This window comes from Bdellovibrio sp. HCB290 (genome assembly GCF_047305925.1).
GTDB lineage: Bacteria > Bdellovibrionota > Bdellovibrionia > Bdellovibrionales > Bdellovibrionaceae > Bdellovibrio.
Map to the genome: position 1 here is coordinate 2,260,993 of NZ_CP178620.1, position 23,970 is coordinate 2,284,962.

Below are 23,970 nucleotides of genomic sequence, written 5' to 3' on the forward strand. Positions count from 1 at the left end.
GACTAGAGGCATATGGAAGCCTCCACCGCCCTTTCTGATTTTAAAAAACTAATCTCTGCCCGATTTCTTTTTACTCTTGCTGTGCAAATGCAGGCAGTGGTTATTGGATGGCGGATTTACGAGCTCACCAAAGATCCTTTGTCTTTGGGCCTGGTGGGCCTGGCAGAAGCCATCCCCGCACTGGGACTTGCCCTTTACGCGGGCTACATCGTCGACCGGTCCCGCCCCCTTAAAGTTTATCGCTGGGTTTTGCAGGGAAGCTTACTGTCTTCTATAATTCTTCTGATTGCCGCCTTCTATGGCAAACACTGGAGCGATCACTGGCAGATTCTGGCATTGTACCTGTCTTCAGTGTTTTCTGGCGCCGCACGCGCATTTTCCCAACCATCGATGTATGCGATCCTTCCCAAACTCACCAAGCGTGAAGGACTATCCAAAGCCCTGGCGTGGATGAGCACCGCGATGCAAACAGCTCGCGTGGCAGGTCCCGCACTGGGTGGATTGATATTTGGTTTTCTGGGAATGGAGGTTTCCTATTCGGTTATATTCGTATTGTTATTGGGAGCACTGTTTGCGACTCACTCGATACAAATGCAAATCGACGCCCCGGACTTGACGGGTGAATCACGGGCCATGGTTGAGGAACTGAAAAGTGGTCTGAAGTTTGTCTTTGGTCATCCCATTCTTTTGCCAGCTCTATCACTGGACATGATTTCTGTCCTGTTTGGTGGAGTCACAGCTTTGCTGCCGATTTTTGCCAGCGAAATTTTAAATGTGGGCCCACGTGGCTTGGGACTTCTGCGGGCCGCCCCTGCGTTCGGTGCAACACTGATGGGAATTTACTTAACCCGGGTTGAAATTCGTAAGAACGCCGGTCGCAAACTTTTGTTCGCAGTCGCTGGCTTTGGGGTCAGCATTCTGGTTTTCGCTTTAAGTCAGAACTTTTTCCTGTCACTGTTTGCACTGGCATTCAGTGGTGTGTTTGACAGTGTCAGTGTGATCGTGAGGAGCACTGCTGTGCAGTTGGTTTCCCCGGATCATATGCGTGGCAGAATCTCGTCTGTGAATTCGATGTTTATTGGTTCCTCCAATGAAGTTGGTGAATTTGAATCCGGCGTTGCCGCGAAGTTTCTGGGCACGGTTCCCGCTGCCTGTTTTGGAGCTCTTATGTGCCTGCTTACCGTGGGAATTATCGCTTGGAAATCACCGACCCTGCGTAAGATGGATATGGATAAAATTTAGACGCTCGCCCTTTTAGGGCGTCAAAAAATGCTCTCTCAGTTTTCAACGCGCCTATATGCCTCCTTAGCTGGTATGCCACGTGCACTTTGTGAGTCCTGAACATTCATTCAGGAGTCAAAAATGAATTTGATGAGCAAACTTATGATCGTATCTGTGATCGCTTTTTCGGGTGCCGCTCAAGCTGGCGGTTCCGGTCCTGTGGAAGGCGTTTTGGAGGTTCCGGTTCAAGCCGGCAAAGTAGAGCTTAAACCTCTTTCAAAATTTAGCGGCGGTATTTTCCTGAATCTTGAGCCTGCGGGCGCACAAACTCTTCGCATTAAATGCCATACCAGCATTGGTAAAACCACGTTGATGGTCTTCTTCCGCGGCAATCTGTTGTCATCGCAACTGACTGGCACTGTGGATAGCATGGAATCCTGCTCGCAAACTTTAAGCGGTGTTGCTGAGGCCGTGGAAGCGGGCGCTAGCAGCGTTCGTTTCGAAGTGCATAACGATCACACATTAACAATTTCCACGCAGCACTAATTCAGCTATACTTGGTTCTTTGTCATCCGGGGGGATTTTTAAATGCTTTATCGTTTTCAAATTGATGTGTCCGATATAGATCGAAGCGTTTATGAATCCCTGGATTTTCGCGTAGCCCAGCATCCTTCTGAAACCTACCCCTACATGTTAAGCCGTGTCCTTGCCTATTGCCTGGCCTATCAGGAAGGCCTGGAATTTACACCGGGCGGATTGGCAGACCCCGAGTCCCCGGCCTTACGAAAAATGGGTTTGCACAATTCCGTGGAACTTTGCATCGAGATTGGCAATCCCTCAGCCCGCAAGCTGCACAAGGCTTCCAAGACCGCAAAACAAGTCATGATCTTTACCTATAAGAATCCCGAAGTGCTTTTAACTGAGATTCGCAATAACGAAGTTCATCGCGCTGAAGAACTTCAGATCTTTGCATTCAAAGCTGATTTTCTGGAAGAGCTTGGCAAGGTCACGGAAAAAAACAATCGCTGGTCGCTGTTAATGCAACAAGGACAACTGGATGTAACCGTGGGCGAGCAAACCTTCACCAGTGAACTAAAATCAGTTCCCTTGTAACTCCCACAGAATATTTATTTATTTCAATAACCCCCTGTTTTCCCTGCGCAAATCCCATTCAAATCGGCCTAAAAGGCCGTTCTTTGCTTTTTTTTATTTTTCCCATTAACCCCTGTCAGGGGGCAGTTCGTCTTACTTACAACAGAGCATGGACGCTCTGAGAGGGGGATGAAGGCCACGGAAGGCCAGCTGATACCCTCAAAAAGGAAGTACTCAAGAAGGAGGTACGAAGAATGGAATTAAGAGAAGTTGCAGTTTTCTGCCTCTTTTACTCGGGAGTTGTTTTATACACCCTGTGGCTCACGATGGTCCGACGACCAGAGCGAGTGAGGAGTCGAAATAAATAGTTTGTGGATCATGAGGGTTTGGTGGTTCCCCTCACGATTCAGGGGGAGCAGGTGCTCCCCCATTTTTTTGTTTTCATGCATGCTTTGCTTTACGAACCCCTTTTGTTTGCCTAAGCTATTCTCATGATCGAACAACTCGTGCTTCACCAAAAGAATTTCGCCACGCGCTCGCGCAACGACCACTATCAGATCCGCTTGGCGCATCTGGAAAAACTTGAAAGCCTGGTCACCGATCATCAAACCGAAATCTGCAAGGCCCTGTACGAGGACTTCAAGAAACCCGAAGTTGAAGCCCTGATGTCTGAAGTTTTGCCTTTGCTAAAAGAACTCCGCTTCGCGAAAGCGAAAATCCGAAAATGGATGAAATTAAAACGAGTCAAGACTCCCACCATGCTAATGGGATCAAAAAGCTTCACTCGTCTGGAGCCACTGGGCGCCTGTTTGATTATTTCCCCTTGGAATTATCCGATTTATCTGACCCTGTCGCCGCTGGTATCTGCTTTGGCGGCAGGAAATGGTGTGACGATCAAGCCCTCTGAATATGCACCTCACTGTAGCCGGTTGATGCATGGCTTGCTGGCGAAACATTTTAAGGCCGAGCAAGTAGCTGTGATCGAAGGTGGTCCCGAAACCACCACCGAACTTTTAAAGCATCCCTTTGATCATGTCTTCTTCACTGGCAGCACGTCCGTGGGAAGAATCGTTATGCGTGGAGCTTCAGAGCATTTATCCCGCGTCACTCTGGAACTTGGTGGCAAGTCTCCGACCATTGTTGATAACAGTGCGAATCTGCACGAGGCTGCTAAAAAAATTGCCTGGGCCAAGTTCTTCAACGCAGGACAGACCTGTGTTGCACCTGACTATCTTTTTGTACAAGCTGACGTTCACGATCACTTTGTCAGATTGTTGAAAACAGAAATTGAAAATTCCTTTGGCAAGAATCCAGAAGCTGTAAAGTCCTCCGCAAGCTTTGCCCGAATCATCAATCGCAAACACACGGGTCGCCTGAAGGGCCTTTTAGAAAATGCACTGGCAAATGACACCACGATTTTAGCCGGCGGCGAAGTCGATTTGGACCAGCACTATGTCGCACCCACGCTCTTGGATAAAATTCCACCCACGGCGGAGATCATGAATCAGGAGATCTTCGGACCCATTCTGCCAATCATGACATTCAAGGACTTAAGTGAGGTTGTGTCCTACATAAATGACAATCCCAAGCCGTTGATGATCTATCTTTATTCAAATTCCAATTTCAACCTTCACATGGTGATGAAAGAAACCAGTTCTGGTTCCTTGTCAGTGAACGATTCGCTGATTTCCCTAATGAATCCGCATCTTCCCTTCGGCGGAGTCGGCCCCAGCGGTCTGGGCTCTTATCATGGCGAATTCGGCATGGAAACGTTTTCTCACAAGAAAGCGATCTTCAAACAAGGCTGGGCAGGACGATTCATGAAGCTCTTATATCCGCCATATGACAGCGGCAAATTGAGCCTGTTGAAATCACTGATTCGTTTCAAATTGTAAAGACTGTGTTAATTCACGCGACAGTTTCGTGTTTATATTAGGTTGCGTTTTCAAAAGGTTTTCATTTACTCTTTTGATGTGAATTCAAAGAATCTTCTAAGCACTGCTGTCTTCGTACTCTTAGGGGTACTCATCGGACTTGGCGCGTACTCTTTTATCTACGCCAAAGGGTACTCCTACCTATTGGATGATCCGAAGGCCTGCATTAACTGCCACATCATGCAGTCTAATTACGATTCCTGGAGCAAGTCCGGTCATCAGTATGTAGCGAAGTGCAATGACTGCCATTTGCCTCATGGAAATATGGCAGCGAAGTATGCCGTCAAAGCCATGAATGGTTTTGCCCATGGCTGGGCCTTCACTTCGCAAAAGTTTCACGAACCGATTCAAATTAAAGAACACAGTCGCAATATCGCACTGAAAAGCTGCCTTGCCTGCCATCAACCTATGGTTCAAGCCATGGACATTGGGGCACATAAAGGCACTGAAGATAACGTGAAGAATTGCCTGCACTGCCACCGCGGTGTGGGGCACGGACAATAGGAGATACCGATGTCACCGACCAAACGAAATCTTTTAATTGTTGCCGGAATGACTCTGTTGACGGTCATTGCCGCCGCCCTACTGGTAAACATCTTTGAACGCAAACAAGAGGGCAAGCAAACTTTCTATCGTGTTGTGGAAATCACGGATGACATCGAGGATCCGGCCATCTGGGGAAAAAACTTTCCTCACCAGTACGAATCTTATTTGAAAAGCTCTGATATGACTCGTACCAAGTACGGCGGCTCCGAGGCCTTCCCTCACCTTCCGACTTCCAAAGACCCAAGAACTTTTACATCTGTGCAGAAGCTGGATGAAGATCCGCGGCTGAAAGTAATGTGGAACGGTTATGCGTTTTCAAAAGATTTCCGCGAAGAGCGCGGTCATGCCTATATGCTGTTAGATCAGGAATTGACCGAGCGTCAGGAAGTGGTGAAGCAACCCGGCGCCTGCCTGAACTGTCATGCTTCCACATATTCGATTTATAAAAAACTGGGTAACGGCGATCTGGAAAAGGGTTTTCACGAGATGAATAAAATCCCTTACAAAGAAGTCTCTAAAATGGCCAAGCATCCGGTTTCTTGTATCGACTGCCATGATGCTAAAGACATGTCTTTACGTATTACCCGTCCTGCTTTCCTGGAAGGCATCAAGGCTTTTAAAGCTACACAGGGTATTAAAGAATATGACGTGAACAAAATGGCCTCACGCCAGGAAATGCGCACCTACGTCTGTGCCCAGTGCCACGTTGAATACTACTTTAAAGGCGACGGTAAAACTCTGACTTATCCTTGGAGTAAAGGTATCAAGGTTGAAGAGATCATCGCTTACTATGATCAGGAGAAATTCAAAGACTGGATTCACAAAGATACAGGGGCTTCAGTGCTAAAAGCCCAGCATCCAGAGTTTGAAATGTTCTCGCAAGGAACTCATGCCCGTGCCGGCGTCGCATGTACGGATTGCCACATGCCTTATCAGCGCGTGGGAGCGATGAAAGTCACTGATCACTGGGTTCGCAGTCCACTTTTGAATATCAATCGCGCCTGCCAAACTTGCCATAACGTACCTGAAAAAGAACTTGCAGACCGTGCAAATGCTATTCAGGACCGCCATCACAAACTGCGCGATGTAGCTTTTGATGCGCTGATTGATCTGATCAATGCCTTAAAACCGTATAAGGATGTGGATCTGACCAAGACACCGAACAAGGACCTGGAAGCGGCCCGAAACTTCCAGCGCCATGCGCAGTTCATGTTTGATTTTGTTGAGGCAGAAAACTCCACAGGCTTCCATGCTCCGCAGGAATCGGCCCGCATCTTTGGCGAGTCGATCGATAATTCTCGTAAGGGGATTATGGCTGTACAGAGATATAAAGATAAAAAATAGATCCAAAAAAGCCCGGCCTGAGAGTCGGGCTTTTTTACTTTCGGCTGTATTGTTTTCGGAAGTAAAATAGAAGCAGAATTCCCAGAGTCATTATCAATGAACCCATATATTTCAGAATCCTTCCAGGATCACGGTTCACCGACAAAATACTTACGAACTGAGATGAATTCGGCAGTTGATCAAACCCTGCCTGATAAATACTAAAGCCTTCGTGCTGCAAAGGCTCGTTCATCGAGATCAAAGCTTCCTTGCCATCATCCCCATAAGAAACGGAACTCTCATAAGCCATCGCTTTGGTGCTGCCAGGATACTGCAACTTTTTAAAGTTCTTCAGCTCCAACGGAAATCCCAAATCCACCTGACGATTGCGATAAGCTAGCAGGTAAACATGTCTTTCGGTAAAGATCTTTAAGTAGTCGTTTAAAAACAGCCAGTTTTCATGTCCACCCTGTCGTACCAACAAAGCCGCGACCGATTGCGGAGTCGGATGATCCAGTTTTTCCAGATCCCACTTCACTTCCGCTTTTGGAAAATAGCGAAGCATGCGGAATTCCAAACCCATCCACGGAGTAACCACCTTGCCACCTTCTGCGATTTCCCCTTTAAAGGCTGGATCTTTTTCGTTCTGGCGATAAAAGGCGTACTGGGCCCCTTTGTCCTTTGGAACCAGGCGGATTTCATGTCGTTGTAAATTCCGATCCCACAGACCGCCCATCGAAAGCAGCACAGGACCCATATCGTAATTGATTTTTTCAAAGACGTTTCGTTGCACCAGCCACTCGATGGTCTGGATGCGATTGTTGGTCATTTGAAAGCGCAACCCAGCCCCACTTTGCGCGATCAGGGAGTTCTGCACATTTTGTTTGGGTAAACCATAGGGAACTGATTCGACAAGTTCAATGTCCGACTCTTTGGTTTTAATCAAAAATGGCTGATCACTTTTAATGGGATGCTTTAGGAAATCCACTGGCTCTGAATGCACAACTTCGTAGTTGTTGCCGTCCTGCGAGCGATACAAAATCAATTCAGTTTCCGAAACGGTGACCGCTGAATTTTTCTCGCCCGGAATCAGGCGCATGGTCCCGTCGATGCCTTTCTTTTGCGTGATTACAGCGCCCACCAAAATCATAATAACGCCGATGTGGGCACAAATAAATGCCGCATGCTTTTTTTGCCATGGCCAGCGGGATGCGATAACCGCAATCAGGCTTAGCACTAGCGTCCCCATGGTCAGATTCATCCACACGGACCCATAGACAAAGGCTTTGGCGGCCACGGCATCGTAGCGGCTTTCTACGATGGTTCCGATACAAATAAGAATGGAAAGCACCAACAGGGTGATAACCGCCAACTGCAATGAAGAAAAGAACTTAATCAGTTTTTTGATGTCCCCTCCTTTAGGTAACAGTTCCCTTTTTGTCCTGCACCGCAGGACAAAAAGGGAACTGTTACCTTATAAAGCCTTGATCCGAGAACGGTCCCCTACGATCCACAAAATATCTGCCGCTTGTATAACTTCAGCAGAGTCAGGATTTAGAATACGTTCACCCGCACGCTCGATTCCCACGACAAGGCCGTGGGTCTTTTCCCGCAACCCGCTTTCGCGAATTGTTTTATGCAGGAACTCCGAATGCTCGCCCACCAGATACTTATCCAGTGAATATTCATTCAGATCCGTTTCGGAAGTAAAGTTTTTGTTTCCGACTTCGATAAATTCCTTAAACTTCACTAGTTGCTCGTCCGTCCCGATCACAAACAATGTGTCGAATGGCATCAATAAAACATCACGCCCCGGAGCCATGATTTTTAAACGACCCCGCTCAATCAATGCCACCGTCACACCAAAGCGCTCGCGGATGGAAAGTTCCATCAAAGGAATACCGATGTACTCGGCTTCTGGGGGAATTTTAAATTCAGTCAAATGGGCATCCCAAGGGGCTAACTCGGGTGTGTGTGCCCGCGTTGCGGGTTTATTGATCTCTTCCGCAAGGTTCGACAAAAAGCGATTTTCAAACCACATGTAAACCATACGCAACTTCGTCGACAAGACATAACCGACGACGATGGCCATCCAGGCGGTGATCCCCAATGCCCAACCCAGCGGAACAAACTGCGCAACCATCGCCAGCACCAAACCGACAGCCACCGTGATTCGCGAAATCAAAAATACATAATCAGAGGTGCCGCGATTTTCTTCAGCCATCAGGCTGTCAAATTGCTTTGTGCGCCCGAAAGCCAAGGCCCACAAAAAGGGCGAGCTTAAAATCAACGTTGCCGTTAAAGTTAAAAACTTGGCGGAGCCTTCTTCAACCTGATGGTTCAACATATAAGGCAAAGTCACTCGGGCCATCAGTAAAAACACCCCGATCACAATGACGGCATTCAGGAATATTTTAAAGATATAAGCACGAACCTGATCACGCGACTCTTTATGAGCCCCGACGACAGCTGAAAACATACTGTACTGATCCAGGGACTCGATCACCCGGGACGGCATTTTTCTTTCCAGAACCTGGTAAACCCGATCAGACATACGGATCATTAATGGAGTGGTAAAGGCTGTGACCACGCTGACGGAAACTGCCAGTGGATAAAGTTCAGGACGCACGACTTTAAAGCCCACACCCACGGTCGCGATGATAAACGAGAATTCGCCGATCTGGGAAAGACTCATTCCCGTTTGCAGGGAGGCTCGCAACGTTTGTCCTGACAACAAAGCACCCACAGTCACACCTGCAGTTTTTCCCAAGATCACAAGTACGGACAATAAAAGAATCACTTGCCAGTGGGATGAGATCACATCCGGATCAATCAACATTCCCACGGAAATAAAGAACACTGCGGAAAACAGGTTCTTAATAGGACTGACCAGGTGATGAATGCGCTCCCCTTCGATGGTTTCCGCTAAGATGGATCCGGTGATAAACGCACCCAGGGCTGCAGAAAATCCAACCTTCACCGCGAATACCACCATCGCAAAACACAACCCCACGGCGACGACCAGAGTGGTTTCTTCGTTTAAAAGCTTCTGCGATCTTTTCAGTGCTGTTGGTAACCAGAAAATCCCCACGACAAACCACAGGGCCAAATAGAAGGCCAGCTTTAAGAACGACAGCAACATGTCGGTACCGGCAAATTCACGGGTCAAGGCAATCGAAGTTAGGAATACCAAAAGCAAGACGGCCACAAGGTCTTCAATCACCAGAACACCCATGACGATGCTGACGAATTTTAGATTCTTAAAGCCCATCTCTTCAATGGTTCGCATTGAAATGGAGGTGGAAGAAATCGCAAGAATGCCCCCTAAGAAAAGGCAGTCCATCAGCTCCCAGCCCAGTAGCTTACCGGTAGTGAAACCAATCAGGGTCATGACCCCGATTTCAAACAGCGCAGTGAAACTGGCAGAGCCACCAACTCGAAACAGCTTCTTAAAGCTAAATTCCAAGCCTAAGGCGAACAAAAGAAAGATCACACCGATCTCAGCCCAAAGTTGCACACCCTCGGTGCTGGTAATCGACCCGAACAAACCAATCTTTGGTCCAATAATGAAACCCGCGACCAAGTACCCCAGAACCACAGGCTGATTTAAACGTTTAAATAAAAGAGTAACGATACCCGCAGTACCAAGAATAAGAGCCAAATCGCTGATCAACGCCGGAAGATTATGCATACCTAAAATGGTACGCCGTTTTCCTCCCAGAGGTAACAGTTCCCTTTTCGGAACGCACCGCCGTATTGGACAATAGAAAGCCAAACCAGGCTGGTTCAAGATTAGCTTCACACCAATATATGCCAAGAAAAATACTAATACTTACAGATGAACAGCCATACCACATCACAAATAGATCAAATAACCGAGAGAGCTTTTATCTAGAATCTGAAACTCTTTGGAAGATATTTCTGGATTGTCTGGAACAACTCAAACTCCAGTTTCACTGCGAAATTCACGCATTTGTTTTAATGGGCAATCACTATCACTTAATGATAAGCACTCCCCGGCGAAACATCGGTGAAGCCATGAAGTACTTTCATCGCGAAGTGGCCAAAAGATCAAATCGCGAATGTCAGCGTATAAATCATTTCTTCGGAGGCCGATACCAATGGTCACTCATCCACCAGGAAGACTACTACTGGAACTGCTTGAAATACGTCTTCCGAAATCCAGTCCGGGCAGGCATCTGCCAAAACGTCGAAGACCATAAATACTCATCCTTGAACACCACTCCACAAGAATGGACTTGGGACATGATTGATTGGTTTCACAGAGATCAACCACACATCGTTCCAGATATAGAGTGGCTGAATGAGCCATTTAAAACTGAAATAGAGGAAAGCATTAGATTTGGACTACGACGGCGTGAATTCAAACCACCGAAGACGGCGCAAAAAAAGCCAAGCCCATTAGACGGAGCGCAGTACAAAAAGGGAACTGTTACCTAAAAAAGTTACCTAAAAAAAAAGGCCCGCTTGAAGCGAGCCTTTTTGAAGTTCAAATTTTCGTTAGAACTATTTAGCTGAAAGAGCTGCAGTGACTGCCGCTTCAGCATCCACAACACCAGCACCGTATTCATTGTTAGTGTTTGGAGATTGAGGAACCGCAGTGGACATCAAAAGTTGTTTTACTTGAGCGCCGTTAAGGTTCTTGTTCGCAGCTTTCATCAAAGCCGCTACACCCGCAACGTGTGGAGTTGCCATAGATGTACCTTGGAAATCAGCGTAGTCAGTCGCAACGGTTTGAAGAGTTGCTTTAACTTCATTGCCAGCTTTCAAAGAAGCCACGATTTTTTGACCAACAGCTTGTTCAATCATGAACACAGCTACCGGAAGAACCGTACCGTCATCAGTCAATGCACCGTTGATCAAACCTGGAGCATTGTTGTAGATAACCGCGCCAGCTGCGCCCGCTTTAATAGCGTTTTCGATTTTCACGGAGAAATTAATTTCGCCACGACCGATCAAAGCGTATTTGCCTTTGAAGTCTTTACCAGCAAAATCAGCTTCTTTACCAAGACCCGCTTCAACCAAAACATTGGTTTCAGCTTTCAAAACTTCGCGAGCACCTTGGAAAGTTGTGGAAGCAACAGAAGCAGATTTACCTGCAACGCTGATTTTCACCGAAGATTCACGACCCGTTCCTTGAGGAACTGAAGAAACAACGCCAACACCTGGAGCTACGATCGCAAGTTCAGGACCGTATTGAGAGAACTCAGCTCTTTTAAGGTTGCTGTCAACTGCACCAACTGCGATTACAGTTGGAAGAGCTGCTGGGTAAGACACGCGGCCTTTACCATCGTTACCAGAAGCCGCTACAACAGTAAGACCTGCTTTAGCTGCTTTTGCAATTGCGTCTCTTTCGCCTGGAGTAGACCATGCGCCACCCAAAGACATAGAGATAACATCAACTTTTTGAGAGATACCCCAGTTGATACCCGCAGCGATTGCTGCATTCGAGCAACCTTCTGTAGAGCACACGCGGCCTGCCAAAAGTTTAGCTTGAGGAGCAACACCTGTGAAACCGTTGTTATCCAAAACACCTGCGATAGTACCAGCACAGTGTGAACCGTGACCGATTTTATCGGAGAAGTCTGAACCATCAGATTCACCAGTGAAGTCTTTACCTTGTTCGAAGTTAGCTTTCAAAGATGGGTGATTTGCATCGATACCAGTATCAAGAACCAATACGCGAGCGCCTTGACCTTGATTTGACTTTGCCCAAGCTTGAGGAGCTTTAACTGCCAGGATACCCCATGGAGTTTTAGCACCCGGAACTGTCGGGGTGTTTCTTACTGGAGTGGACAACCAGCCAGATACTGGAGCTGGTGCTGGATGGAAAACTTCTTTTTCCACATAAGCAACTGCTGGATCATTTTGAAGTTTCGCGATCTCTGAATCACCTTCAGCATTCACGATGAATGTGTTCAGGTTTTCAAGACTCTGTTCGATTTCAGCGTTTACAGGAGTCGCAACTGCGTGACCTGTTTTAAGTGCGCGTGAACCTTTAACTTTATAAGCCATGTGAGCAGCTTGGAAAGTTTGTGAGTCTTTCATGATAACGATAACACGCTCAGCATGAGCCGATGTCGCAACCAACAGAGACAAAATTAGTGAAAACAAATTAAGTTTCATGTGTGGGTCCCCCCCCTAATTCCGTGGACTCGCCTTTTGGAGTCCTTATGGAGAGGGAGTTCATTTCATGCTGTACATTTTATCAAGTACTCTTTTGGAACCACCTAAAAATAAATTTTCGGCCTCGAAAAGTGAAATTATCTGTCAAGACTGTGATGCAGCGATGCAGTTCCAAAATGGCACCCCAGTTCAAAAATAGAACCGATTCATGCGGAAGTATTAGAACTGCTTATGGGAGCTATGATTATTAATAAGTTTTAGTGCTTAAAATTAAAACACCGCAACTAATGCGTTGCGGTGTTTTAAGTACGTCAATGAACAATATTTGAGCATCTACTTTAGTGAGAATGCCCGCCGCCAGGAGCTGACTCCGGTACCGTTTTTCCAACTGGCAAAAGAAAGCTCAGCGGATGGTGCAGGATTCTGCGAAAGACGGCCTTGCGAATCGCTCGGCGAGTCGGTGGAGTCACTCCACGGGCTTTGACTGCCACTAGGAAGGCCATCGCAAAACTTACAGATACGTTAAAGAAACCTATTATTAAGACACCAATCACCGCACGCCAAAACAACCAGGTTTTTAAAAAATCCACTCCCAGAACCGGAATTGCCGCTCCCATTCCACCGGAAGAAAGAGTCACGTGTCGCACATCCAAGGGCACACCCAGGAATTTCATGATCTCCGGAGTCAATCCCAACAAAACACCCAATGAAATATTCCCCAACAAACCGGAGATATTTTTTTCGAAGAATAAAGCAATACGACGAGCGCCCACTTTACCAAAGATCGTCATCAATGTCGGACTGCGCGCCAAAGTTGTGCGCAGGGAATTCAAGGCAAACCAGTTGTCTCCCCAACCTGCGAACAAGCTGGAGCCCCACAATAAAATACCCGTGAAGGCAGCATAGAAAATCGCAGGACCAAATATATCCACCGAAGTGAATGACTTTAACGCCGTCGCCTCTGACATGATGTGCTTACCGGAGGCTAGAAACACAATCGAGTCCATCAACATCGTCGTCGGAACAACCAATAGGATATTTCCACCTACAGCAGCCACTTGGGAGCGGATCAGATGGGCGATCTCGTCGACCAGTCTTTCCATTCCCTCTTCAGATCCCACATCACGCATGTGCTCAGCCAACGCAGGGCCTGTCATCGCAGGCTGCTTAGTTCCCAGAGTAAATCCAGCTAAATGGATCACCACGAAACTGATCGCATAATTGGCAGATGCCAAAATTCCGATCATGAATTCAGAAAAACCCGTAGCCAGAATACCCGCTTTTACGTAGACAGTAAAAGCCGTGACAAAACCACCACCAGCTGCCGCCTGAACCATACTGCGATACTCTTCTTTGGTACGCGTGATATAATGCTCACCCGTTTCCGCCGCCCGCTCGACCACTTTTTGCGCAAGCAAATTGATATTCTGTGACAACAAAGCGCCTATGCTTTGAAGATCGTGATTTTCCTCGATCAAACTGGCCACGAAGCTGGTTACTTTTTTTGCGTCAGGAACATCCGTGATCAAGATATCCACTAAGCTATCGATGCGCTGCAGGTAGATTCTTAAGCGAGTCATCTGGAAAACCAGATTAATACTGACACCGAAATCATCCAGATGTTTATCAACCTGAGCCAACTCTCGACGACACTCCCAAACCATCAATCGCAGGCGTGATGCTTTTTCAAAAAACACTTCGGGCCGACCCGACTGATGGGCTTCAATGAAATCCTCGAGGACAGAAACAATTCCGAAGAATGCAGAATCGCGGAAGTTAGGTCGGTCCATGCGGTGACGAATGGCCGGCGACAATCCAATGGCGCGCACTTGAATACCCAGATACACGAGTGCATCTTCCATATCCCGCTCCATACGATTCCAATCGGCTTCCAGAGGAGACGTATGGTAGTTGAATAGCTCCAGAATTTTTGTAAAGAGTTCGTGATCTATAGACGCAATCCACATTGGATCCTTGTCACTTGGGAACAATTCCCAGAACAAATAACCAAGTTCGTGATCCAACGGTGGACTTGGCAGGAACTTCATCATCATACGATCCATGAACTCGCCGATCACCCCGACTTCACGAGGCAAACCGGTTTCGGTATAAAGCTCAAGTCCGCTGACGTTTTTAATTACCGAACGCAAAATAACCGCAACGTCCCTTTTCCATTCGGGATTGCGATCCAATACCATCAAAACGTAACGCAGGCGCGCGATAGCCACGTGACTGGAATCGTGACGAAACTCATCTGAAAGCAGGCCTTCGTAGCGAATCCACCTTAATAGATTCACCAGCCAATGAAGCTGATCTTCGAGTTGTTTTTGATCTGCGGCAAACCCCAGCAAGGCATCCAGGTCGGCATGAACATCACCGCGTCGTCTATATAATCTAAATCGATGAAAATACTTTTTAAGTTGCGAAAACATACAGAAATTTTGCCCGACAGTCTGAGTTCCTGCAAGCAATGCGCGTCAAAACTAAGGGTGCAACGATTTGTCGCCTGTTCGCGCCAGACTCCATGTGTTACAAGCGACCTATGAAACAACTTATTTGCTGCTTAATTCTACTGACCTCACTGAAACTCTGGGCTGCTAAACAAATTAATTCTGTGGATGGAACAGATGTGCTAACCAGCAAATTTCATCATTTAGAATCCAAAGCTGCAAAAAAAGGCACAGTCGTAGTTTTTCTTTCAGCCAAATGCCCCTGTTCTGCAAGTCATGAAGCCCTGCTAAAAGATCTTTCAGCTCAGTTCAAAGACTTCAGCTTTGTCGGCGTTCATTCAAACACCGATGAAAATGTGGAGATGACCAAAAATCACTTCACCCAGGCGGCCCTGCCCTTTCCAGTCATTCAGGATTCAAAGTCACGACTGGCTAACGAGTTTGAAGCATTGAAAACTCCCCATGCCTTTTTAATCTCTCCGAACGGCGAAGTTCTTTATCAAGGTGGTGTGACAGACAGTAACGTAGGTCCTTCAGCTAAAAAGCATTTCCTAAAAGACGCCATCGAAGATACGCAAGCCGGCAACCCCGTGCGCATGAAAGAAGGCCGCGCAGTGGGTTGTTACATTCAGCGCGAGGATACTTAATTGAAATACGTCGCTTGCTTGTTCTTACTTTTAACTGCCTGTGCCCAGCCAGATTATATTGATCCCAAGGCAATCAATTCTGTCCAGACAGATCCATCACAAGATCAATGCCCCCTGGCATTGCCACAGTCAGGATTATGCGCTGAAGTTCAATGGAACATCGGTCCACAATCTCCTGCAGAGTCAGAATTCACTTTAAAGTTCTGGAAAAACACTGACTCAAAAAACGGTCCCTATGTAGATCCATTAAGTTCTCTGAACGTAATCCTATGGATGCCCTCGATGGGACACGGCTCTTCACCAGTAACAATCGAAAAAATCGAACCTGGAGTTTACCGTGTTCGCAGAGTTTTCTTCATCATGCCCGGCGACTGGGAAATCAGAATTTCATTAAAAGACGGCGCAACGTCAGTTGATCAAGCAACAGTGAGCCTGTTGCTGTGAAATCATTCACTGCTCTTTTTCTTCTGCTAGGACTTTCAAACACAGCCTCTGCGGCCAGTTGCTGCGGAGGAGGCTTTGCATTTCCGGCACTGATCATGGGCGACGACAAAGCCCAACTAACCACTTCTTTAAACTATGCTGAAGTTACTGACGATGTTCTGGCCAATAAGAAGTGGATCAAACGCGGCGATGGCAATCACAGCCAAACATTTAAAATCGAAGCCGCTACCCTATTATCAGACACCGTACAAACTGGAATCTCAGTTCCGGTGACCACAAGAACGATTGCAAATGAAAATAGCACTGGCTTAGGCGACATCGCTTTAACCCTAGGGCACGAAACTTTGCCTGAAAGAAGTTACTCACGCTGGAAACCCAAAGGTCGCACTTTCTTGCAAGTGATAGCACCGACTTCACCTTCTATATATGATGCCATGAACACCCTAGCTTCTGATTCACGCGGCAGAGGTTTCTTCACCGTAGGTGGCGGAGTCGCATTAGTAAAAATCTTCGGCCGATACGACGCCAACGCAAGCTTGGAACTGCACAAATCTTTCGCCAGAGATTTCACGAGCCCCGCAAACGGTGGAACTATCACAGCAACCCCAGGCTTCGGCCACGGCTGGAGCATCGGCGGCGGCTGGAACAAAGGCGACTTCCGCTTAGGCACAAGCTTCAGCGGACTCTACGAAGACGCAGTAAAAATCTCCGGAGCACAAACCTCCAACGGAGCCATTCAGAAAAACGTAACTTGGTCCACAATGCTCAACTACATGCAAGGAATGGAAAGCGCTTGGACACTTTCTTATGCTGACCAAACCCTCTTCGGCTCCCCCGAAAACACGTCGTTATCTAAGACGATCACTCTAAGCTACCAAACCCGCTGGCAAAGATAATATATGCAAGAGCTTCTAAGAGAGCTGTCGGTCTGACCTAGCTCCTTGGGGATGGCTGTCTCCGCGACACGCCATCGTGGCTCACCGTGGCCCGCCTGCGGCGGGTGCGCGCATCCATGCGCCCACGGAGGTCGCTGCGCATCCATCCCCAAGGAGCTAGGCCAGGCGTAGCTATCTTCTTCGATTTGCTAGTGATCGCGATCGCGGTCGCGCATTTTGCGGTCGTGTTCGCGCATGCGGTTGACTCGTTCTTCTTCGCGATGGCGTTCGCGTTGGTCTCGCGCTTCTATGCTATCAGAACGTTCATCGCTGACGTGTGGCATGTTACGGTCGAAGTCGGATTCGATTTCCTCTGCGCGACGAGAACGAGTATCGACAGCTTTTGTGGCTGGCGCGGGAGTAGCAGTAACCGGTGCTGGAGCTGTTTCTACTCGGCGTTCTCTGGAAGATGGTGAGCTAAAGATTGGTTTTGGTTCTGTAGGCTTTCGGTATTTTCTTCGTAAGAATCCAAAGAAACTTCTTTTCTCGGGTTTTTCCTTCTCCATTGATTCCTCCCAATGCCTTGGTCCTTCGCGTTCCTGGTCTGCTTCCTCTACAATCTCTGGCATTTGCTGTTGTTGTTTAAAGTACTGAACTTTATCTTCTGGTTGTGCGCCTTCGCCATCATTCAATATCGGCACACCTTCAGGACTAATAGAAGTGGCTTCGCCCACCTTAAGGAAGGCTTCGCGAACATCCTTCTGACGAGTATCGCGTTTACGGAATCTATCCAATAGAGAATACACCACTGGCACCACATACAAAGTTAGTAGTGTGGAAATCAAAACCCCACCGATCAAAGTGACGGCCATGGGCTTGAAGGTTTCTGATCCCGCTCCGGTTGCTAAAGCTGATGGTAAAGCCGCCGTGATGGTCGCCATACTTGTCATAATGATCGGACGCAAACGAACAGGGCACGCTTCTTTCAAGGCAGCATTAGCAGTGATGTTTTCCCCGCGATCGCGAACCGCATTGGTGAAATCAATTAACAGGATCGAGTTCTTTTTAACGATCCCCATCAAAAGCAGAATCCCAATCATGGAATACATGTTGATGGACTGACCGGTCAGAAATAAAGCGAAAAATGCACCGGAAAAGCTAAATGGCAGGGCCATCAAAATGGTCACGGGATCCATAAAAGAATTAAACTGACTGGCTAATACCATGTAAGCCACCAGAATACCCAGTGCGAGCGCAAAGATCAGACTTTCAAAAGATTCGCGAAAAGTTTTCGCCGCCCCCGACTGTTCTATATAGTAGCTCGATGGCAGTTCTTTGGCTTTGGCAAAAATAAAATCCATCGCCTTCTGTTGAGAAGCCCCCGTCGCGAGATTCGCATATAACGTAACCGCCCGCTGACGATTCACCCGTGTCACCTGTTGCAAGCTGGCTTTTTGTTCGATCTTGGCCACCTGAGAAATGGGAATCAGATTATTTCGATCATTAGCTATTAAAAGCTTATTAAATTCATTCCGCGGATCCTTGGCTTTTTGCAACTGCACGTAGACGTCATAGCGATGCCCGCCTTTGGTGTACTGGCCATTTTTCACGCCACCAATCATGGCCTGCACCGTAACACCGATATCTTCCGCACTGACACCACGACGAGCCGCCTGATCACGCATCGGCGTCACTTGAATTTCCGGCATCCCCGCCAGATAGTCGGAATCAACGTCGACCATCATGCCGGATTTTTTCATGTCGTCTTTAAATTTATTATTCAACTCTTCAAGCTTCGCCCAATCCGGCCCCTGCAGGATAAATTCAATCGGATAGCCTTTTCCCGTTGAAAAACCCCGACTTGAAGGATCCATCATGAAGACCTGCACGCCTTGAACATTCTTGGTAAGCTCAGTTCGCGCATAGTTCATGAATTCCTGCTGCGACAACTCTTTGCCCAGGGATTTGTTCACTCCGCGTTCGCCTTTGTCTTTTAAAGTCACAAACATCATACCGGTATTGGCGTCACTGCCACCGCCCGATCCCAATCCCCCGACGCTCGCATACAAGTGTTTCACTTCAGTTTGGGAGCGCATCCATTTTTCAATCTCGCGCGCTTTTTGGTCCGAAGTTGCCAGCGAAGTACCGATTGGCAAAAACAAGCGCATAATAAACAAGCTTTGATCCTGTACGGGAGTCATCTCACGGTTAAGACCCTGGACCGTCACAAATGACAGGGCCACAAACACCACGGACGCCAGCAAAGCCGGCCAGCGGTATTTCAAAACCCAGTTTAAGGATGTCGAATAAAAATCCCTCCACTTGTCCATGAATAGATCGAACGCCTTACCGATGCGAGTACTGCGATGACCGGTATGAACGAAAGACGAACAACGCATTGGCGTGATCGTCAAAGATTCCAGTAACGACAAAAGAACGGCCAATGAAATGGTGATCCCGTACTGTAAGAAGAATTTACCGATGACACCTTTCATAAAGGCGACCGGCAGAAAGATCGCAATGATCGCGATACTGGCCGCCAAAGCGGCAAAGGTAATTTCCCGCGCGCCGATGATAGCTGATTCAATCGGCCTTAGTCCCCGCTCGTTATACCGGAAAATATTTTCCAACACCATGATGGCATCATCCACCACGATACCAATCGCCAAAGTCAAACCCAGCAAGGTGAAAGTGTTCAAAGTAAAACCAAAGAAATAAAGACCAATGAACGCCCCCATGATGGAGGTCGGAATCGCCAGTAACACATTCAAGGTTGCGGTAAAGCTGCCCAAGAAAATCCAGCACACCAATGATGTCAAAATCACCGCCAGCACCAGATGCTTGATCATCTCCTGAATACTTTGCTCGATATAGCGAGAGGAATCAAAGTTCACTCCCAAGCGCATGCCTTCAGGAAGAGTGTCCTGAATGTCTTTCATCTGGGCTTTCACCGCATTGGCCACCGCCACGGCATTGGATCCGATTTGTTTTTTAATCCCCAACCCCAGGGACATCACTCCGTCAAATCGAGAAATGCGGTACACCTCTGCCAAAGACTCCTCGGCATAGCCGACATCTTTTAAGCGAATTGTATTGAAAGGATCCTGAATCACCATGCCGGCCCGACGATTGATGATCATGTCATCAAACCCCTTGGCATCCTTAAACTCCCCCAGCGTTCTGACGTTGAAGGCATTCTTGGGATTCTGAATGAACCCGCCGGGAACTTCGGTATGCTGGGCGGTAATGGACTCCATCACGTCGCCGACAGAAATAATTTTCTTTTTCAACTTATCCGCATCAACCCACACCCGCATCGCAGGATCCGTGTAACCTCCCAGAATAATATCCCCGACACCGGACACCATGGTGAAGCGGTCTTTCAGATAGTCTTTGGCATAGGTCATTAGAAAATAGGGATCATTCTTATCGTACATCAACGCCAGCCACAGAATTGGCTGATCATCGGGATTGGTTTTCGTGATAATCGGAGGATCCACGTTTTCCGGCATAAGACGCTGGGCTTGGGCGACTTTGGTTTGCACCTCTTGCAGGGCCACGTCGATATTGCGGTCTAACTCGAATTCGATGGTGATATTAGCGATCCCCGTTTTACTGACTGAACTGATGCGGACGACACCTTCCACCGATGACAGGGCATCTTCGACAGGATCGACAACAGAAGTTTCCATGATCTCGGGGGCCGCACCTAGCAAAGTCAGGGTGACATTCACCACCGGAAAATCCACATCCGGCAACTGGCTGACACCAAGGCGCATAAATGAAATGAATCCAAATATGATGAATGCCGCAAACAGCATCCAGGAGAAAACAGCATTGCGTATGGATACGTCGGAAATGCGCATACAGACCTCCCCATGATTCTATAGGAAAGTTTCTGCGACCGAGGCTGTTTTGAAACAAAAAAGGGAGATCGATAGATCTCCCTTTTTTTAACTTACAACCACTTAATGGCTGATATTTTACAGAGCTCTCAAAAGAGTCATGTGATCATCGATCCATTTTGAATAGACGTCAGCACGAGTGTAAATCGACAACATAAAGCAATCTGGAGTCAAACGAGTTGGCAAAGCATCACCGCGGCTCAACACACCCCAAAGATACAACTGACCACCGATATCAAGGTAAGCTGGACCACCGGAATCACCAGAACAAGCACCACGCTTCAAAGATTGTTTCAACATCGCTTCAGTTGCAGAGTAATTTGGATCTTCAACAACAAGTTGAGTCGTTCTAAGAGTACCCGCGCCAGATTTGATCACCCATGAGCGATTCAATCCGTAACCCGCGATAACAACTTGAATGCCACGAACCAAAGCACCTGAATTCGTCAGTCTTTTTGCAGGACCATAACCTGTCGGCAAACCACCTTTGAAACGAAGAATGGCAATGTCGGCAGTGTTTTCTTTGCGTTGTGGATCGTAATCAGTGTTTACGAAACCAGCATCCACTTTACGGATTTGCTCTGGAGTGGATTTTTTCATTTCGTTATTAAAGTGAACTTGCAATGCTTTTGGATCACCAGCCACACAATGTGCTGCTGTCAAAACCATGTTTTCAGCGATCAAAGTGCCTGAGCACAAAGCGCCTACTTTAGGATCATAAAGACCCACTGTCGAACGGATCACGCGGTGACCTGGATAAACAACGTCACCACCAATGACCTGTGGGTTGCCGTCAGCCGTTACTGTCCCGTTTTGGTTTGCTGGAGCACATGCAGCCAATGCTGCTGTTGCAAGAAGACTTGATACTAGTAAATTGATAGATTTCATTTGGAAAACTCCCTTAAAAGATTTCGATTCGTGGTGGGTTCTACACCCCTTATTGCAAAACCCAAAATGAAATTTTCCTAATCGGGACACTCTTTAAATCGGGACAGCGAACGCAAAGCAAAGCCCTTGAGATCATGTAGATTTTTTAGCTTGGCGCCATAAGGACCGCTTGTTACGATTTTAAAATGCTTGCACACTCATACCCACTTCAAGTCCTTGTCTTTCTATGTTCCTCAGTACTTCTGGTCCCTATCTTTCAAAAATTAGGATTAGGAAGCATCCTGGGTTATCTTGCCGCTGGCATTCTGATTGGTCCTCAGACCGCAGGACTGATCACAGACGTGGAATCCGTGAAACATCTCTCGGAATTTGGCGTCGTATTTCTGCTGTTTTTGATCGGACTAGAGCTTCAGCCCAAGAAATTGCTGGCTATGAAAAAAACTCTTATCGGCTTTGGCGGGTTGCAAATTATTACCTGCACCCTAGCCCTAGGAGTTTTAGTCAAAACCCAAGGAGCCTCATGGAATAGCGCCTGGGTGGCGGGCTTTGCACTAAGCCTTTCCTCCACCGCCTTTGCCATTCAGGCCATGACCGAGAAAAAAGTTTTAAACACCGAGTTCGGGCGCTCCTCTTTTGCGATCCTATTAATGCAGGACGTGGCAGCCATCCCTGCCTTGGCGATTATCCCTACCCTGGGTTTGGTTCAAGCTTCTTCAAGCACACCCGTAAACTGGCTGGGAGTCGGTGGAATATTTCTGGGACTTTTGATTTTCAATTACACATTGATGGGACCTTTGCTTCGACAAGTGGCGGCCCTGCGCAGCCGTGAACTTTTCACCGGCGTGACTTTGACGATTGTAGTGGGCGTCGCCCTGCTCATGGAGCACATGGGTATTTCCATGGCCCTGGGCGCCTTCCTTGCTGGTGTGTTGTTATCTGAATCAGAATACCGACATGAGCTGGAAGCTGACCTTGAACCCTTCAAGGGTCTATTGATGGGGCTTTTCTTTATTTCTGTCGGCATGTCCGTCAATATTCACCTGATCCTGAAGAATCCCCTATTCATTATCGCTGCGACTGCCGTGTACATGATCGTTAAAGCGGGACTTCTATTCGGTGTTGGGCGAGTTTTAAGACTGAACAGCGCAGGCTCGCGAAACATGGCAGCTTACCTTGCCCAAGGGGGCGAGTTTGCGTTCGTTATATTTGGTGTCGGTCAAAACTCCCAAGTGATCAGCAATGATATTTCTGAGCTGCTAACAGTTATTGTGACACTTTCAATGATCTTAAGTCCGTTTGTGATTGTCCTGAACTCTAAAGTCGACGCCTGGCTCGCAACCCGAAAACCTGCGAAGGAATTCGACAGCTTCGAAGGAGTGGAAAACGATATCATCATCGCGGGATTTGGTCGTGTCGGACAAATCTTTGGTCGTATCTTAAGAGCGCAAGAAATTGGCTTCACCGCGATTGACCATGATCCTGAACAAATCGAACTTCTAAGAAAATTCAGCCACAAAGTTTATTACGGAGATGCCTCCCGCCAGGAAATCCTAGAAGCAGCCGGAGCCAAGTCGGCAAAGTATCTGATCGTGGCCGTTGATGATGTGGAAACGTCCAAACACATCGTGGAGCTGGCTCGCGAACACCACCCTCATTTGAAAATTTATGCCCGGGCCCGCAACCGGAATCACGTTTTTGATCTGATGGATCTGGGTATTGAGCTTAAACACATTCGCCGCGAAACTTTTGAATCAAGCCTGTTGCTGACCCGCGAACTGCTGGTGGATCTGGGGATGCCTGCAGCCCGCGCACGTTCAATTATTGAGCGCTTCCACCGCCATGATGAGATCATGATGGAAAACCAGTACAAGTACCGTCACGATCAGAAGCAATTTTTGGATCTTTCCCGCGAAGGAATGCGACAACTGGCACAAGTACTGCGCGAAGATCAGACGCAAACCTATATTGATGCTGCTGACACTGACACTTCCGAGGAACCAAAACTATGAGTCACGACGTAAAACCGCCTATGACTCTGGCCCTGCGCGAGCTGGAAAAGCACGGGGTTGAACTCACCTACCATCTTTTTGCTTATCAGGAAAAAGGCGGCACCGCTCACTCTTCGAAAGAAATGGGAGTGCCCGAGCACGCAGTTATTAAAACTTTGATTATGGAAAATGATCAGAAGGAACCCCTGATCGTGCTTATGCATGGGGATATGCAGGTCTCGACAAAAAATCTGGCGCGCGTATTAGGAGTAAAAGGAATTCATCCTTGCAAACCGGAAGTCGCGGATCGCCATTCAGGATATCAAGTGGGTGGAACCTCGCCCTTTGGAACAAAAAGAAAAATGCCGGTCTATATGGAAGAGACCATTCTGCAATTGGACAAGATCTATATTAATGGTGGAAAACGTGGATTTCTGGTGGGTATGTCGCCGAAAGAGGCTCAGCGAATTCTTGCGCCCACTTTAGTTCAAGTGGGCATTCCGGGATAAC

The 23,970-nt window shown here is 47.5% G+C and carries 17 protein-coding genes and 1 pseudogene; 12 read left to right on the plus strand and 6 right to left on the minus strand.

Annotated elements, in window-relative coordinates:
• Positions 1-12 precede the first annotated feature (12 nt).
• The 6 genes from ACLVWU_RS11195 to ACLVWU_RS11220 all read left to right on the plus strand — a co-directional run bounded on the left by ACLVWU_RS11195 (position 13) and on the right by ACLVWU_RS11220 (position 6,137).
• The gene (locus ACLVWU_RS11195; protein ID WP_413574784.1) at positions 13-1,242 is read left to right on the plus strand and encodes an MFS transporter; all 1,230 of its coding nucleotides are present in this window, start codon (positions 13-15) and stop codon (positions 1,240-1,242) included.
• Positions 1,243-1,362: 120 nt separating this feature from the next.
• Positions 1,363-1,767, plus strand: coding sequence for a hypothetical protein (locus ACLVWU_RS11200; protein WP_413574785.1), 405 nt, complete (start codon positions 1,363-1,365; stop codon positions 1,765-1,767).
• A 42-nt stretch (positions 1,768-1,809) separates the two neighbouring features.
• A complete protein-coding gene (locus ACLVWU_RS11205; RefSeq protein WP_413574786.1) occupies positions 1,810-2,334 on the plus strand; it encodes a YaeQ family protein in 525 nt (174 codons plus the stop codon).
• A gap of 470 nt (positions 2,335-2,804) precedes the next feature.
• Positions 2,805-4,208 carry an aldehyde dehydrogenase family protein gene (locus ACLVWU_RS11210; protein ID WP_413574787.1) on the plus strand — a complete coding sequence of 468 codons (1,404 nt, stop codon included), beginning with the start codon at positions 2,805-2,807 and terminating at the stop codon, positions 4,206-4,208.
• Between the two features lie 42 nt (positions 4,209-4,250).
• Positions 4,251-4,751: a cytochrome c nitrite reductase small subunit gene (gene nrfH / locus ACLVWU_RS11215; protein ID WP_413574788.1), complete on the plus strand. Its 501-nt coding sequence runs from the start codon at positions 4,251-4,253 to the stop codon at positions 4,749-4,751.
• A gap of 9 nt (positions 4,752-4,760) precedes the next feature.
• Positions 4,761-6,137: an ammonia-forming cytochrome c nitrite reductase subunit c552 gene (locus ACLVWU_RS11220; protein ID WP_413574789.1), complete on the plus strand. Its 1,377-nt coding sequence runs from the start codon at positions 4,761-4,763 to the stop codon at positions 6,135-6,137.
• A gap of 34 nt (positions 6,138-6,171) precedes the next feature.
• On the opposite strand, the gene ACLVWU_RS11225 is transcribed toward ACLVWU_RS11220, so the two are convergent.
• Together ACLVWU_RS11225 and ACLVWU_RS11230 are read right to left on the minus strand one after the other, a co-directional pair.
• Entirely contained in the window at positions 6,172-7,467 is a 1,296-nt protein-coding gene (locus ACLVWU_RS11225) for a cytochrome c biogenesis protein ResB (protein ID WP_413574790.1), read from the minus strand.
• 123 nt (positions 7,468-7,590) lie between these two features.
• Positions 7,591-9,807, minus strand: a complete 2,217-nt coding sequence (locus ACLVWU_RS11230) for a cation:proton antiporter (RefSeq protein ID WP_413574791.1) — start codon at positions 9,805-9,807, stop codon at positions 7,591-7,593.
• Between the two features lie 119 nt (positions 9,808-9,926).
• Between ACLVWU_RS11230 and ACLVWU_RS11235 the strand changes: the two are divergent.
• Positions 9,927-10,232, plus strand: a pseudogene (locus tag ACLVWU_RS11235) (transposase); the annotation flags it as partial.
• A 411-nt stretch (positions 10,233-10,643) separates the two neighbouring features.
• Here the strand turns inward: ACLVWU_RS11235 and ACLVWU_RS11240 are convergent.
• Together ACLVWU_RS11240 and ACLVWU_RS11245 are read right to left on the minus strand one after the other, a co-directional pair.
• Entirely contained in the window at positions 10,644-12,263 is a 1,620-nt protein-coding gene (locus ACLVWU_RS11240; RefSeq protein WP_413574792.1) for a S8 family serine peptidase, read from the minus strand.
• A gap of 338 nt (positions 12,264-12,601) precedes the next feature.
• Positions 12,602-14,695, minus strand: a complete 2,094-nt coding sequence (locus tag ACLVWU_RS11245) for a site-specific recombinase (protein ID WP_413574793.1) — start codon at positions 14,693-14,695, stop codon at positions 12,602-12,604.
• Positions 14,696-14,805: 110 nt separating this feature from the next.
• Between ACLVWU_RS11245 and ACLVWU_RS11250 the strand changes: the two genes are divergently transcribed.
• Genes ACLVWU_RS11250 through ACLVWU_RS11260 form a run of 3 tightly spaced genes read left to right on the plus strand, consistent with a single transcriptional unit; the run spans position 14,806 to position 16,700 of the window.
• Positions 14,806-15,360 carry a thioredoxin-like domain-containing protein gene (locus ACLVWU_RS11250; RefSeq protein ID WP_413574794.1) on the plus strand — a complete coding sequence of 185 codons (555 nt, stop codon included), beginning with the start codon at positions 14,806-14,808 and terminating at the stop codon, positions 15,358-15,360.
• Complete coding sequence (locus ACLVWU_RS11255) at positions 15,361-15,804, plus strand: FixH family protein (protein ID WP_413574795.1); 444 nt, start codon at positions 15,361-15,363, stop codon at positions 15,802-15,804.
• Positions 15,801-16,700, plus strand: coding sequence for a serine protease spb1 (locus ACLVWU_RS11260; RefSeq protein WP_413574796.1), 900 nt, complete (start codon positions 15,801-15,803; stop codon positions 16,698-16,700). Before ACLVWU_RS11255 ends, ACLVWU_RS11260 begins: the two co-directional genes overlap by 4 nt.
• 188 nt (positions 16,701-16,888) lie before the next feature.
• On the opposite strand, the gene ACLVWU_RS11265 is transcribed toward ACLVWU_RS11260, so the two are convergent.
• Positions 16,889-20,545 carry an efflux RND transporter permease subunit gene (locus tag ACLVWU_RS11265; protein WP_413574798.1) on the minus strand — a complete coding sequence of 1,219 codons (3,657 nt, stop codon included), beginning with the start codon at positions 20,543-20,545 and terminating at the stop codon, positions 16,889-16,891.
• A 117-nt stretch (positions 20,546-20,662) separates the two neighbouring features.
• Complete coding sequence (locus tag ACLVWU_RS11270) at positions 20,663-21,472, minus strand: S1 family peptidase (protein ID WP_413574800.1); 810 nt, start codon at positions 21,470-21,472, stop codon at positions 20,663-20,665.
• Positions 21,473-21,657: 185 nt separating this feature from the next.
• Here ACLVWU_RS11270 and ACLVWU_RS11275 point away from each other — a divergent pair, with 185 nt between their 5' ends.
• Together ACLVWU_RS11275 and ybaK are read left to right on the plus strand one after the other, a co-directional pair.
• Positions 21,658-23,481 carry a monovalent cation:proton antiporter-2 (CPA2) family protein gene (locus ACLVWU_RS11275; RefSeq protein ID WP_413574801.1) on the plus strand — a complete coding sequence of 608 codons (1,824 nt, stop codon included), beginning with the start codon at positions 21,658-21,660 and terminating at the stop codon, positions 23,479-23,481.
• On the plus strand, positions 23,478-23,969 hold the full coding sequence (ybaK, locus tag ACLVWU_RS11280) for a Cys-tRNA(Pro) deacylase (protein WP_413574802.1): 492 nt from the start codon (positions 23,478-23,480) through the stop codon (positions 23,967-23,969). The genes ACLVWU_RS11275 and ybaK overlap by 4 nt, the downstream gene beginning before the upstream one ends.
• Position 23,970 lies beyond the last annotated feature (1 nt).

Bases quoted from the DNA above. Each gene is read 5' to 3' on its own strand.
- ACLVWU_RS11195 (WP_413574784.1), top strand. From the start codon at position 13: ATGGAAGCCTCCACCGCCCTTTCTGATTTTAAAAAACTAATCTCTGCC.
- ACLVWU_RS11200 (WP_413574785.1), top strand. From the start codon at position 1,363: ATGAATTTGATGAGCAAACTTATGATCGTATCTGTGATCGCTTTTTCG.
- ACLVWU_RS11205 (WP_413574786.1), top strand. From the start codon at position 1,810: ATGCTTTATCGTTTTCAAATTGATGTGTCCGATATAGATCGAAGCGTT.
- ACLVWU_RS11210 (WP_413574787.1), top strand. From the start codon at position 2,805: ATGATCGAACAACTCGTGCTTCACCAAAAGAATTTCGCCACGCGCTCG.
- ACLVWU_RS11220 (WP_413574789.1), top strand. From the start codon at position 4,761: ATGTCACCGACCAAACGAAATCTTTTAATTGTTGCCGGAATGACTCTG.
- ACLVWU_RS11230 (WP_413574791.1), bottom strand. From the start codon at position 9,807: ATGCATAATCTTCCGGCGTTGATCAGCGATTTGGCTCTTATTCTTGGT.
- ACLVWU_RS11240 (WP_413574792.1), bottom strand. From the start codon at position 12,263: ATGAAACTTAATTTGTTTTCACTAATTTTGTCTCTGTTGGTTGCGACA.
- ACLVWU_RS11245 (WP_413574793.1), bottom strand. From the start codon at position 14,695: ATGTTTTCGCAACTTAAAAAGTATTTTCATCGATTTAGATTATATAGA.
- ACLVWU_RS11250 (WP_413574794.1), top strand. From the start codon at position 14,806: ATGAAACAACTTATTTGCTGCTTAATTCTACTGACCTCACTGAAACTC.
- ACLVWU_RS11265 (WP_413574798.1), bottom strand. From the start codon at position 20,545: ATGCGCATTTCCGACGTATCCATACGCAATGCTGTTTTCTCCTGGATG.
- ACLVWU_RS11270 (WP_413574800.1), bottom strand. From the start codon at position 21,472: ATGAAATCTATCAATTTACTAGTATCAAGTCTTCTTGCAACAGCAGCA.
- ACLVWU_RS11275 (WP_413574801.1), top strand. From the start codon at position 21,658: ATGCTTGCACACTCATACCCACTTCAAGTCCTTGTCTTTCTATGTTCC.
- ybaK (WP_413574802.1), top strand. From the start codon at position 23,478: ATGAGTCACGACGTAAAACCGCCTATGACTCTGGCCCTGCGCGAGCTG.